Genomic DNA, 12,719 nt, shown 5'->3' on the forward strand with positions numbered 1-12,719 from the left:
ACGCCACGAATCGCAGATTTGAAAGTGAACAGGAAAGTCAATGAAATCAACGATCTACCAACACCACCTCCGCGCCAGTGCTAGCTTTTCGTACCGTCACTTATTGCACTGAAAACGAGGAGACCCCGACTTGGAGCCTGTCAGCCTGACGAGCTGGGGCCAGCTCATTCTGGTCACTCACCCCCGTTCCGGCTTTGCCACCGGCGGCGACCTCATTGCAGCCGCGCGCAAGGCACCAGGTAAACTCAACTATGCCTCGCCAGGTGTTGGGACGCCGCACCATCTCTCGATGGAGTTGTTCAAAAACACCGCCAAGGTGTTTCTCACGCACATTCCCTACCGTGGCACGGGCCCCGCCGTCACCGACATGCTGGGTGGCCAGGTGGATGCCATGTTCCTGCCCATTCATGTGGCATTGCCGCAGGTGCGTTCGGGCAAGCTTCTCGCACTCGGCATCGGAAGCGACAAGCGTCATCCGCTGCTGCCCGACGTTCCCACCCTCAGCGAAGCTAAAGCAGGCGACGTCAACGTGGACATGTGGTACGGCATCTTCGCTCCCAAGGGCATGCCTGCGTCGCAAGTCGCCTCGCTCAACCGCGAAATCAACGACATCCTCCGCAGCGAGGATGTCAAAAAGGCCTTCGCTGGGCAGGGAATGGATCCCGCCAGCGACGCACCCGAGGCGTTCGGTCGCCTGGTGGCCAGGGACGCGGACCGGTGGGCCACACTCATCAAAACTCAGGGTATCAAGGCCGAATGAAGCACGAGAACGACATCAGGATTGCGGTGGTGGGGGGTGGCATCGCCGGCCTGGCATTCGCGCTGGCCCTTCACAAGCACGGCCTGGCGTGTGATGTCTACGAGGGCGCCACAGAGGTGAAGGAGATCGGCGTCGGCATCACCTTGCTGCCACACGCGATGCGCGAGCTCGACGCGCTGGGCCTGACAGCCGAACTGGAGGCTGTGGCGATCGAAAACCGCGAGAGCGTGTTCTACAACCGCTGGGGCCAGTTCGTCTACAGCGAGCCTCGCGGCCGACATGCGGGCTACGAATTGCCCGAGCTGGGCATCCATCGCGGCAAACTCCATCGCCTGCTCTGGAATGCCGCGTTGCAGCGCCTGGGTGCCAAGCGGCTGCATGTGGGGCACCGTTGCACCGGCATCGACCCTTTGGATGGCGCGGCCACGCTGCATTTCGCGGTGGGACTGCAGGGCACGCCCGAGACCGTTCAGGCCGACGTGGTGGTGGCTTGCGATGGCGTCAATTCGACCATCCGCCGGCATTTCTATTCCGACGATCGAGTCTGCTATGCAGGCATCAACACCTGGCGCGGCGTGAGCGTGCACAAGCCCATCCTCACCGGCAAGAGCTACATCCGCATCGGATCGATCGACACCGGCAAGATGGTGATCTACCCGATCGTGGACAACGTGGACGGGCAGGGCAACCAGCTCATCAACTGGGTGGCCGAGATCCGCGACCCGCAGGCCGCCATGAACGACTGGAACAAGCCCGGGCGCCTGGACGACTTCCTGCCGACCTTCGAATCGTGGCGCTACGACTGGCTCGACGTGCCGGCGCTGATCAGCTCGGCGCAGCAGGTGTTCGAGTACCCGATGGTCGACAAGGACGCGCTGCCGCGCTGGAGCTTCGAGCGCGTGACGCTCATGGGCGACGCGGCGCACCCGATGTACCCGCGCGGCTCCAATGGCTCGGCGCAGGCACTGATCGACGCTCGCACACTGGCCGACGAAATGGCCGCTTCGCCCAGTGATCCGGGTGCTGCGCTGCAGCGCTATGAAGCGGCACGCCTGGGACCGACGGCCAGAGTGGTTGAGACGAACCGCACGCTGCCGCCCGATTTCATCATCATGAAGGCTGACGAACTCAGCGGTGGCCTTCCTTTTGCCAATATTGATGACTTGATCAGCCAGGACGACTTGCGAGCCATCTCGGACAACTACAAGCAAGTCGCCGGCTTTGCACTGAGAGCCTGATGAGAGGCAACAAGCACAGCAGCCGCGGTTAAACACTCAGAGTTGGAACAGTGCAATGCCTGTGCTTGGCTAGGAGTATAGAGGCTGCATCGTCGAGGAGCTCATGCATCTGCAAGCCAAATCCAGGGCCTTGTGAACTGAGCCAACGATGTATTTGCGACCCGCATTCCATTGCACATACATTTCATTTTTCTACGGAGACAAGTACATGCGTTTCTTACCCTCTTCTGCCGCAGCTGCTTGTCTGATCGGACTGATCGCCGCCACCAGCATGGTGCATGCGGTGGAAACCTCGGACAAGCCGCTGCGTATCGTGGTCCCATTCGCTGCAGGCGGCCTCGCTGATGTGTTGGCCCGCACGTTGGCAGAAGAAATGCGGACCGGGTTTCCTAAGGGCATCCATGTCGAGAACAAGACCGGTGCCGGCGGCAACCTGGGCGCTGCCGAGGTGTTCAACCGGCCACGATCGAGCGAAAGCACCATCATGATTTCGTCTCCGGGTCCGATCGCGATCAACCAGGGGCTGTACGCCAAACTGCCATACGATCCCTCCCAGTGGCTAGCCATCGGAACCATTGCTTCGGTACCGAACGCGCTTATCGTCAGCCCCAATCTGCCAATCAAGACGGCTCAAGAATTCGCGCCTTATGCCAAGCAAAGCGCCGGGAGAGTGTCCTATGCGTCCCAGGGCAATGGCACGACTTCACATTTGACTGCGAGCCTTTTTTCCTCCTTGACGGGAGCAACATTGGTCCATGTTCCGTACAAAGGCGATGCCCCTGCGCTCGCCGATCTATCGGGTAGCCAGGTTGATGCCTTCTTCGGAAGTGTGGGAGCGTCAATCACATTGCACAAATCGGGCAAGGTACGCATTCTTGCGGTGGCAGATGCCAAACGGTCTGCCGCTCTCCCGGACGTGCCGACCTTTGCGGAGATTGGTTTACCGGGTATGCAGTCGGTTACCTGGTACGCGGCGGTGACCGCGCCAAACACGCCTTCCGAAGAAGTTCGTCACCTCAACACCACGCTCAATGAAGCGTTGGCGAGACCAGCCATGCAGGAACGCCTCGCAAAGCTAGGGCTGGACCCGATGCACAACACAACCGCGGCAAGTGCTGACTTCATCGAGCAGCAAACCCAGTTGTGGCAGAAGGTGATTCGCGATGCAAAGGTCACCATCGATTGATCCGATGGCTTTTGTGATACCGCGCCCGTAGGTTGTAGGTCACACTACCAGCAGCCTGAACTGACATCGTTGCTTGAGTACACGAGCACGGTGTTCGCCGCTGACTTCTGCCACCGGATTCGAACCACGCCGGCTCCGCGCATGTTCATGTTCACGTTCACCCAAGGGGCAGTCGCGCCGCCAGTGTGTCACGCGCGCGATTGAGCATCGGCAGGAATGCGTCGCGAAACTCACCCATGCCCATGCGCTCGATCCGCACCGCGATACTTATCGCAGCCACTACCTGCCCCTGGCGGTCGCGCACTGGCACCGCCATCGACCGCACGTCGATCTCCAGTTCGCCATCGCTGCTGGCATGTCCTTCTTCGCGACAGCGTTCCACCAATTCCACTACCAGCGAAAAATCGCAGATCGTTTGCGGCGTCAGCGGCACGCGAGTCATGCTGCGCAGCCGAGCCTGTGCCTCTCGCGGCGGCAGCCCGGCCAGCAGCACACGACCCAGAGCCGAACAGTAGGCCGGCAGACGCGAGCCGATGCCCAAGCCCGCGCTCAGGCTGCGCCGTGCCGTCGAGCGCGCGATGATGATCGCGTCGTCGTCCAGCAACTGCCCCAGCGATGCCGACTCGCGCGTGCGCTCGGACAAGGCGTCCAGCAGTGGCTGAGCCAGCGACGGCATCGGCCGAGAAGACAGGTACGCGTGCGCCACCAGCAGGGCGCGCGGCAGCATCCAGAAACGCTTGCCATCGCTGTCCACGTAACCGAGCTGGTGCAGCGTGAGCAGCGAGCGTCGTGCTGACGCGGGTGACATGCCAGTAAGGCGTGCGACTTCCGACAGCGTGAGGCGGCTGTGCTGCCGGCCGAAGCAGGTGAGCACGTCCAGCCCCTTTTGCAGCGAGGTGACGAAATGGCGGTCGACGTCATTGACCTCTGGCAGCGCATCGGTTTCATTTTTACGCATAGCGCAAATTTAACTTGTTTGCACGCTTGCCTGCCGCGACACTCGAATTCCCACAAGTTCATCGGAGACATTCATGTCCTACTCCTTCTCGCGCCGCCTAGGCGCCGCCCTCGCTCTGGCTTCGTGCCTGATCGGCAGTGCGTACGCGCAGTCGAACAACCAGTTGCTGAAACTGATCGTGCCGTTCCCTGCCGGTGGCACGGCCGACGTGTTGCCGCGCATCCTGTCCGAGAAACTGCGCACGCACTACCCGGGCGGCGTGGTGGTCGAGAACCGCACCGGCGCAGGCGGCAACATCGGCGCCGAAGCGGTGTTCCGCTCCACGCCCGATGGCACCACGCTGCTGGCATCGCCGCCCGGGCCCATCGCCATCAACCACCACCTCTACAAGAAACTCTCGTTCGATCCGACGCAGTGGGTGCCCGTCACGGTCATGGCCACTGTGCCCAACGTGCTGGCCGTGAGCACCAAAGTGCCGGCACAGAACGTGGCCGAGTTCATTGCGTACCTGAAAGCGAATCCCGGCAAGGTGACCTACGCCTCGCAAGGCAACGGCTCCACTTCGCACCTCACGGCCAGCCTGTTCATGCAACTGACCGGCACCGAGATGACGCACATTCCCTACCGGGGCACGGCGCCCGCGCTGGTCGATCTGGTCGGTGGGCAGGTCGATGTCTTCTTTGACAACCTGAGCTCATCCGCACAGTTCCACAGCACCGGCAAGCTGCGCATTCTGGCCGTGGCCGACGCCACGCGCTCGGCTGCCTTGCCGCAGATACCCACCTTCGAAGAATCGAAAGTGGCGGGCATGAACGCGGTGACGTTCTTCGCCGTGGTGGCGCCGCCCGGCACGCCAGCGGCCACCGCCAACCTGCTGCAGAAGCAGCTGGCCGAGGCCATGGCGATGCCCGATGTGAAAGCCCGGTTCGCCGAACAGGGCGCTGAGCCGCGTGGCTGGTCCACCGAACAGACGGGACGCTTCATCCAGGCCGAGTCGGCGAAATGGAACAAGGTCATCAAGAGCGCGAACGTGACGCTGGAGTGAGACAGACCGCCATGCAGGAACAGACCATCCACTGGCGCAGCGACGCGCTCACGCGCATTCCCTACGCCCTTTACACCGATGCGCAGGTGCCGGAGCAGGAGCAGGAAAGAATCTTTCGGGGCAACACCTGGAACTTCCTGTGCCTCGACGCGGACATTCCCGAAGCCGGCAGCTACCGCACCACGTTCGCCGGCACCACGCCGGTGGTGGTGGTGCGCGATGGCGATGACGAGGTGTATGCCTTCGAGAACCGCTGCGCCCACCGTGGCGCGCTGATCGCGTTGGAGAAATCGGGCAAGGCCGAGAACTTCCAGTGCGTCTACCACGCCTGGAGCTACAACCGCCAGGGCGACCTGACCGGTGTGGCATTCGAAAAGGGGGTGAAGGGCGAAGGGGGCATGCCGCCCGATTTCTGCAAGGAAGAACATGGCCCGCGCAAGCTGCGCATCGCCGTGTACTGCGGCCTGGTGTTCGGCAGCTTTTCCGAAGACGTGCCCGACATCGAGGAGTACCTCGGCGACGAAATCTGCCAGCGCATCGAGCGCGTGATGCACAAGCCGGTGGAAGTCATCGGTCGCTTCACGCAGGCCCTGCCCAACAACTGGAAGCTGTATGTGGAGAACGTGAAGGACAGCTACCACGCCAGCCTGCTGCACATGTTCTTCACCACCTTCGAGCTGAACCGCCTCTCCCAGAAAGGCGGCGTGATCGTCGATGAATCGGGCGGCCACCACGTGAGCTATTCGATGATCGACACCACGGCAGAGAAGGATTCCTCGTACAAGGACCAGGCCCTGCGCTCGGACAACGACCGCTACCGCCTGAAGGATCCGTCCGTGCTCGCGGGCTTCCACGAATTCGACGACGGCGTGACGCTGCAGATCCTCTCGGTGTTTCCCGGCTTCGTGCTGCAGCAGATCCAGAACTGCCTGGCGGTGCGACAGGTGCTGCCCAAGGGCGTGGACCGCACCGAGCTGAACTGGACTTACCTGGGCTATACCGACGACACGCCGGAGCAGCGCAAGGTGCGCCTGAAGCAGGCCAACCTGGTCGGGCCGGCCGGCTTCATCTCGATGGAGGACGGCGCGGTGGGCGGGTTCGTGCAGCGCGGCATTGCCGGCGCGAGCGGCCTCGAAGCCGTGGTGGAAATGGGGGGTGACGAATCCGGCTCCAGCGAGGGCCGTGCCACCGAAACCTCGGTGCGCGGCTTCTGGAAAGCCTACCGCCACCACATGGAGGCCTGAGCATGATCGATCTGCTGACCATCGCCGCCTTCAACGCCCGCTACGCCCACACCATCGACAGCGATGCGCTGGAGGCGTGGCCCGCCTTCTTCACCGAAGACTGCCACTACCGCATCACCCACGTCGAGAACGAACAGGAAGGCCTGGCAGCCGGCATCGTGTACGCCGACTCGCGCGCCATGCTGGAAGACCGCATCTCCGCGCTGCGCGAAGCGAACATCTACGAACGCCAGCGCTACCGCCATTTGCTGGGCATGCCCATGGTGGAATCCGCCGACGACACGGCGGCGCAGGCGCGCACGCCCTTCATCGTGGTGCGAATCATGGCCACCGGGCAGAGCGAGGTGTTTGCCACCGGCGTGTATCGCGACCGTTTCGTGCGCGATGCAGGCGAGCTGCTGCTGGCCGAGCGCGTGGCCATCTGCGACAGCACGGTGACCGACACGCTGATGGCCCTGCCGTTGTGAGCACCATGCCGACATTGCGCCGCATCGCCCTGGCCGCGGGCGACCCCAACGGCATCGGCCCCGAGATCGCGCTCAAGGCGCTGGCCACGCTCGACGCGGCCCAGCGCGAACGCATCACCGTGTTCGGCCCCGGCGCCGTGCTGCAGCGCGCAGCCGCCGTCTGCGACCTGTCCGCGCTGTGGCCGCAGATCCGACACGTGGAGGCGGGCGCGCTGCCCGACAGCACTGCCGTGCCCGGCCGCATCGATGCCGCCGCCGGCGCGTCCACGGTCGCCTCCGCCACCGCCGCACTGCAGGCTGTGCGCGCGGGCGATTTCGACGTGGTGATCGCCTGCCCGCACCACGAAACCGCCATCCACCAGGCCGGCATTGCCTTCAGCGGCTATCCCTCGCTGGTGGCGCGCGTCTGCGGCATGCCCGAGGACGAGGTGTTCTTGCTGCTGGTGGGCGGTGGCCTGCGCATCGTGCACGTGACCTTGCACGAGAGCGTGCGCACGGCACTGGACCGGTTGACGCCCACGCTCGTCCAGCAGGCCGTGCGCGCCGGTGTGCGCGCCTGCGCCTTGCTGGGCGTGGACGACCCGAGCATCGGCGTGTTCGGCATCAACCCGCATGCCTCCGAAGGCACGCTGTTCGGCCCTGAAGACCAGCAGATCGTGGTGCCCGCCATGGCGGCCTTGCGCGCCGAGGGTTACCGCGTGGACGGACCGCATGGCGCCGACATGGTGTTGTCGCAGCGCCGGCACGACCTGTACGTGGCCATGTTGCACGACCAGGGCCACATTCCCATCAAGCTGCTGGCACCAAATGCGGCGAGCGCCCTGAGCATCGGCGCTGACGCGCTGCTCTCCAGCGTGGGCCACGGCAGCGCCATGGACATTGCGGGACGCGGCATCGCCGATCCCACCGCGCTGCTGCGCACCATTGCACTGCTGTCCGGCGAAGCTTTCTCACAGGCCATCCCATGAGCCATTCCATCGCCATCGAAGGCACCGAAGTCGTCTTCGACAACCCGCCTGGCCAGAGCCTGCTCGACGCCGCGCTGCGCGCCGGCATCGAGCTGCCGTATTCCTGCCGCAAGGGTGTCTGCGGCAGCTGCGTGGGCGGCATCGCATCGGGCGATGTGCGCGGGCTCAACGGCGCCGCAATCCGCAACGAAACCTGCGGCCCCGACCAGGTGCTCTACTGCATGTGCGAGCCCACCACCGACGTCGTGCTGCAGCCGATGTCGTGGAAACGCATCGACCCCTCCGCGCGCAAGACCTTCACCGCCAAGGTGTACAGCAACCAGCTGGCCGCGCCCGATGTGTCGGTGCTCCGTTTGCGCCTGCCCGCTGGGCAACGCGCGAAATTCCAGGCTGGCCAGTACCTGCAGATCCTGCTGGAAGACGGCAGCACGCGGTGTTATTCCATGGCCAACCCGCCGCACGAAAGCGATGGCGCCACCCTTCACATCCGCCATGTGGCCGGCGGACAGTTCAGCGCACGCGTGGCGCAACTCGCCCCGGGCGACCTGCTTCAGGTCGAACTTCCCTTCGGCAACGTGGCCCTGGACATCGAAGACAGGCGCCCGATCGTGTTCGTGGCCGGCGGCACCGGCTTCGCACCCGTCAAGTCCATCCTCGACGACATGGCGAAGCGGCGCGTGCAGCGCGAGATCACCCTCATCTGGGGTGCACGCGAAGCCGATGGCCTCTACATGCGCTCGGCGGTGGAGCGCTGGCAGAAGCAGTGGCCGAGGTTCCAGTTCATCGCAGCCCTGAGCGATGCGCCTGCCGATGCCGCAGGCGACGCTTTCGCTGGTCGAGTGGACCAGGCCCTGCGCGCCAGCTTTGCCGACCTGGCGGTCCACGTGGTGTACTGCTGCGGCTCACCGTCCATGGTGGGCGCCGTGCGCGCCGCGGCCTCCGGCCAGGGACTGCCCGACGAGGATTTTCACGCCGACGTGTTCGTGCCCGGCCCCTCGTCCAAACCAGCATAGCGACTGGCGTCTGTCCAGCTCGCGCTTCCCCGGCTGCGTCGGGGCCACTCGCCGCACCATGCGCAAGGGACATAGCGAGCGTTGGAACAAGGCTTCACATAAGGACAAACCCTGCACACGGGGCATTTTTTCGCATGTCGCAAAAACCGCATTGCGAGGCTGTAGAGGGCATTGAGAATCGCCTCGGACTCCACGAGCCCCACGCGCTTCGAAACCACGAAAGGAGACATCATGAAATCAAGCATTCCCATCAGCGTCGGCATGCTGGCCACGGCGTTGATCAGCGGCTGCGGCAGTGTTCCAGACAACACCAGCAACGAACCGACTGTGCCCCTTGCGTCCAAAGAACTTTGCGAAGGCATCGCCTCAGGTGCGACCAAGGTGAACTGGCCCAATCAGAACACCGTCGTCAAAGCATCTGTCTGGCATGCGGTGACCCCTGCCACGGCGAATGCCCCCGAACTGCCGGAGCACTGCGAGGTAACAGGCTCGATCAACCAGAGGACGGGTGTCGACGGATACCCCTATGAGATCAAGATGAGACTGCGCATGCCGGCGGACTGGAACGGGCGATTCTTCATGGAAGGCGGAGGAGGCACCAACGGCTCATTGTCAGCGGCGTTGGGAAGTCTGGGAGGTGGACAGACATCGAACGCGCTGTCGCGTCGGTTTGCTACCGTCAGCACAGATGGAGGGCATGACAACGCAGTGAACAACAATCCAGCCGCCCTTGGATCGGTCGCCTTCGGTATGGACCCTCAAGCCCGTCTTGACCATGGGTACAACTCGTACGACCAAGTGACCTTGGCTGGCAAGTCCGCCGTGAGCACTTTCTATGGGCGCGGCCCGGACAAGTCCTACTTCATCGGCTGTTCGGAGGGGGGGCGCGAAGGCATGATGTTCTCCCAGCGTTTCCCCGCGCACTACGACGGCATCGTGGCGGGCGCTCCCGGTTACCAGTTACCAAAGGCGGGCATCAGTGGCGCTTGGACCACACAGTCGCTCGCGCCAGCGGCAGTGGGTGTCGATCCTGATGGAGCGCCTCTCGTGAATAAATCCTTCTCCGACCCAGATCTGTATCTGCTGACCCAGGCTATCCTGGGCAGTTGCGATGCGCTCGATGGGCTGGCCGATGGGATCGTGGGCAACTACTCCGCCTGCCAGTCCTTGTTCGATCCGTCTACAGCCCTCAATCCTGCTACCGGCCAGCCACTGCGATGCACCGGCGCAAAAACCGACGACTGCCTGAGCCCGGTACAGGTTGACGCAATCAAGCGCGCCATGAGCGGGCCAGTGGACACTGCGGGCACCGCGCTCTACAACAAATGGCCATGGGACACCGGGATGAGCGGTCTCAATGGCACCACGTATTTCCAAGGGTGGCGCTCTTGGTGGCTCGGCTCCTATGACAGCAGCACGAACAATGCGCAACGCGTAAACGGGTCTTCGGCGCGTTCGTGGCTGGTGGACTTTGCGACGCCTCCGGAACCTGTGCCCCTGAACCAGGTTGCCACTCGAATGATGAACTTTGACTTCGATGTGGACCCCCCGAAGATATTCGCCACGTCGGGCCTGTTCACGCAACCCAGCATGCAGTGGCATGGTGCGACATCCACCGACCTAAACGCATTTCGCAGTCGAGGCGGCAAGCTGATGCTGTACCACGGGATGGCCGACGCCGCGTTTTCCGCGCTGGACACGATCGCTTACTACGAGAGGCTGAGCACCGCAATGCCCTCTGTCTCGGATTTCTCCCGCCTCTTCCTCGTTCCGGGCATGGGCCACTGCAGCGGTGGACCGGGCACGGACAGGTTCGACATGCTGACGCCTCTTGTCGCTTGGGTCGAGAACGGCACGGCCCCGGCGCGGGTCGAGGCCTCGTCGTCGACGCCGGGTTACTTCGGCGTGAGTGCGCGCAGCAGGCCTCTGTGCCCACATCCTCAGATCGCCCGATACACGGGTAGCGGAGACATCAACGAAGCGACAAACTTCGTTTGCGGCAACCCCTAGTCGAAAAAAAAGCTTCTACCAAGGCGAGCGCATCCACCGTTTGGATCCAGGCTCACTCGCCAGCTTGTCTGGGTAAGGGGCAGGGAACTGGTTCCGACGCACATGGTATCCGTGACTGAAACGGCTGCGGAGCAAACCCCGGCTTCAGCCGCTCCGCAGCCTCTTCTCACGGACTCGTGCAACTGAAGTTCGCCGCCTCATCCGTGCTGCCCGAACCCTTGTACTTCGCAACCTGAGGGTAGGGGCATAGCGGACGGGTGCGCGTCACCGAACGTGAAATGGGTGGCCCCCAGGGCAACCGATATGCCGACGATGATGAACATCATTCCTGTGCTCCAGGAAGTCCGGCACCAAGCGGTTGAAGGCATCGGCATCTTCCCATTGAGCCCTGTGACCGCAGCGGCATGAAAACATGCACGTGCGCGTCCTGAAGTCCAGCGACCCCGGCGCAGGCCAGAATCGAGCAGGACGAATTGATCGTCGCGACGCCACATCACCAGCGCAGCGCGGCGATCTCGTCGAGGCGATGACCCACGTCAGGGGTGGGGCCGACGGCCCTCGCGCTGAAAGAGTTCGCGCACCTGCCCGCGCATCCACCGGTTGGCCAGATCGCGGTGGTACAACTCGTGCCAATACTGTCGCACCTCGAAACGGGAGGACGGGTAAGGCAACTCGTGGATCTGTGCATCGAAGCTGCGAGCCAGGTGCGGCGCGACATCCTCCGGCACCACCGCGAGCATATCGGTCTGCGAGAGGATCGCACTCAGGCTGTGAAAGTGCTGAACCGTCACCTTCACCCGACGTTCGATGCCAGCGGCGCGCAAGTCTCGCTGCACGATGCCCTGGTGCGAGCGCACCTTCATCGCCACTTGCGGTGCGGTGCAAAAACGCTCCAGGGTCAGCCCGCCGTCGGCAAACGGATTGCCACGCCGCGCGATGCAGGTGAAGCCGGTCTCGAACAGCTGCTGCTGGAACAGCGAATCCTGTAGCTCCGGAAAGAAGCCAACGGCCAGGTCGATGTTGCCTGCGGCCATGGCTGCCGGCAGCTCACCCACGGTCAACGACTGCAGCCGCAGCTCGGAATGCGGTGCCATGGAAGCGAGGCGTCGGACCAGTGCCGGCACGAGCGTGAACTCGCTCACGTCGGTCATGCAGAGGTTGAAGGCGCGCTGCGTCGACGCGGCATCGAATGGCACACGCTGCATGACTTCCTCGCGCAGGATGCGCAACCCACGGCGCACCGCCAGCCCGATCTCGGCGCCGGCCGGGGTGGTGCGGCTGGACGACGGCTTTCTCATCACGCCCACGGACGCATGCCTGGGCTTTCTCGATCCCGCGCAACTTGCGCGCACCGACGCCCTTGCACGCCAGATCGGTGGGCTCCCAGCGAGCAAGACGCTGGCGCTTCACGCGCGCATCTACGACAAGGCCGGCCGATTCGACACGGAGACGCGCTGTGTCTTACACACCCACAGCACCCACTGCGTTTCGCTCACGCTCGACCAATCCCGCAGCGAACTGCTGCCTGCGATCACACCCTATTTCGTGATGAAGGTTGGGCATGTGCCCGTTATTCCCTACGACCGTCCAGGTGCTCCGGAAACCGTCAAGGCCGTGGCTGAGGCCATCGATCGTTATGCCGCATGCAGCACTCCGCTGCGGGCTGTGATGCTGGATCGGCTAGGCCCCATGGTCTGGCATGATGACCTGCCCCCTGTAGACGTACCAATCAGAAGTGGAAGTCCGGGGCGAAGGTTAATCGATGGTGTTGGGGGTTGATGGGAGTTGAGCTGCATCGCCAGCGCGCTGGCGATGCAGCTCGGCGAAGCG

The 12,719-nt window shown here is 63.5% G+C and carries 10 protein-coding genes and 3 pseudogenes; 10 read left to right on the forward strand and 3 right to left on the reverse strand.

The window, feature by feature from the left end; all coding sequences use genetic code 11:
• Nucleotides 1-121 precede the first annotated feature (121 nt).
• From BHU06_RS21675 to BHU06_RS22245, 3 genes and pseudogenes are all read left to right on the forward strand, one after another.
• Nucleotides 122-760: pseudogene (locus tag BHU06_RS21675) on the forward strand (tripartite tricarboxylate transporter substrate-binding protein); the annotation flags it as partial.
• 14 nt (nucleotides 761-774) lie between these two features.
• Nucleotides 775-1,998 carry a flavin-dependent oxidoreductase gene (locus tag BHU06_RS21680; RefSeq protein WP_070401321.1) on the forward strand — a complete coding sequence of 408 codons (1,224 nt, stop codon included), beginning with the start codon at nucleotides 775-777 and terminating at the stop codon, nucleotides 1,996-1,998.
• A gap of 208 nt (nucleotides 1,999-2,206) precedes the next feature.
• Nucleotides 2,207-3,184 (forward strand): tripartite tricarboxylate transporter substrate binding protein, encoded by a 978-nt coding sequence (locus BHU06_RS22245; protein ID WP_175442907.1) that lies wholly within the window; start codon nucleotides 2,207-2,209, stop codon nucleotides 3,182-3,184.
• Nucleotides 3,185-3,341: 157 nt separating this feature from the next.
• On the opposite strand, the gene BHU06_RS21685 is transcribed toward BHU06_RS22245, so the two are convergent.
• The gene (locus BHU06_RS21685; protein ID WP_070401315.1) at nucleotides 3,342-4,142 is read right to left on the reverse strand and encodes an IclR family transcriptional regulator C-terminal domain-containing protein; all 801 of its coding nucleotides are present in this window, start codon (nucleotides 4,140-4,142) and stop codon (nucleotides 3,342-3,344) included.
• Nucleotides 4,143-4,215: 73 nt separating this feature from the next.
• On the opposite strand from BHU06_RS21685, the gene BHU06_RS21690 reads away from it, so the two are divergent.
• The 6 genes from BHU06_RS21690 (at nucleotide 4,216) to BHU06_RS21715 (ending at nucleotide 10,889) form a co-directional block, all read left to right on the forward strand.
• Nucleotides 4,216-5,187, forward strand: a complete 972-nt coding sequence (locus BHU06_RS21690; RefSeq protein WP_070401316.1) for a tripartite tricarboxylate transporter substrate binding protein — start codon at nucleotides 4,216-4,218, stop codon at nucleotides 5,185-5,187.
• Nucleotides 5,188-5,198: 11 nt separating this feature from the next.
• Nucleotides 5,199-6,431 (forward strand): aromatic ring-hydroxylating dioxygenase subunit alpha, encoded by a 1,233-nt coding sequence (locus BHU06_RS21695; RefSeq protein WP_070401317.1) that lies wholly within the window; start codon nucleotides 5,199-5,201, stop codon nucleotides 6,429-6,431.
• 2 nt (nucleotides 6,432-6,433) lie between these two features.
• The gene (locus BHU06_RS21700; protein ID WP_070401318.1) at nucleotides 6,434-6,898 is read left to right on the forward strand and encodes an aromatic-ring-hydroxylating dioxygenase subunit beta; all 465 of its coding nucleotides are present in this window, start codon (nucleotides 6,434-6,436) and stop codon (nucleotides 6,896-6,898) included.
• Between the two features lie 5 nt (nucleotides 6,899-6,903).
• Complete coding sequence (locus BHU06_RS21705; protein ID WP_070401322.1) at nucleotides 6,904-7,866, forward strand: PdxA family protein; 963 nt, start codon at nucleotides 6,904-6,906, stop codon at nucleotides 7,864-7,866.
• Complete coding sequence (locus tag BHU06_RS21710) at nucleotides 7,863-8,879, forward strand: 2Fe-2S iron-sulfur cluster-binding protein (RefSeq protein ID WP_070401319.1); 1,017 nt, start codon at nucleotides 7,863-7,865, stop codon at nucleotides 8,877-8,879. The genes BHU06_RS21705 and BHU06_RS21710 overlap by 4 nt, the downstream gene beginning before the upstream one ends.
• Nucleotides 8,880-9,110: 231 nt before the next feature.
• Nucleotides 9,111-10,889: a mono(2-hydroxyethyl) terephthalate hydrolase gene (locus BHU06_RS21715; RefSeq protein WP_083293388.1), complete on the forward strand. Its 1,779-nt coding sequence runs from the start codon at nucleotides 9,111-9,113 to the stop codon at nucleotides 10,887-10,889.
• Between the two features lie 166 nt (nucleotides 10,890-11,055).
• On the opposite strand, the pseudogene BHU06_RS22725 reads toward BHU06_RS21715, so the two are convergent.
• Both BHU06_RS22725 and BHU06_RS21720 read right to left on the reverse strand, forming a co-directional pair.
• A pseudogene (locus BHU06_RS22725) lies at nucleotides 11,056-11,151 on the reverse strand (tannase/feruloyl esterase family alpha/beta hydrolase); the annotation flags it as partial.
• A 274-nt stretch (nucleotides 11,152-11,425) separates the two neighbouring features.
• Nucleotides 11,426-12,187, reverse strand: coding sequence for a LysR substrate-binding domain-containing protein (locus tag BHU06_RS21720; protein ID WP_070401320.1), 762 nt, complete (start codon nucleotides 12,185-12,187; stop codon nucleotides 11,426-11,428).
• On the opposite strand from BHU06_RS21720, the pseudogene BHU06_RS22250 reads away from it, so the two are divergent.
• Nucleotides 12,162-12,593, forward strand: a pseudogene (locus BHU06_RS22250) (class II aldolase/adducin family protein); the annotation flags it as partial. The gene BHU06_RS21720 and the pseudogene BHU06_RS22250 overlap by 26 nt on opposite strands.
• Between the last annotated feature and the right edge of the window lie 126 nt (nucleotides 12,594-12,719).

It is taken from the genome of Hydrogenophaga sp. PML113, assembly GCF_001777155.1.
GTDB lineage: Bacteria > Pseudomonadota > Gammaproteobacteria > Burkholderiales > Burkholderiaceae_C > Hydrogenophaga > Hydrogenophaga borbori.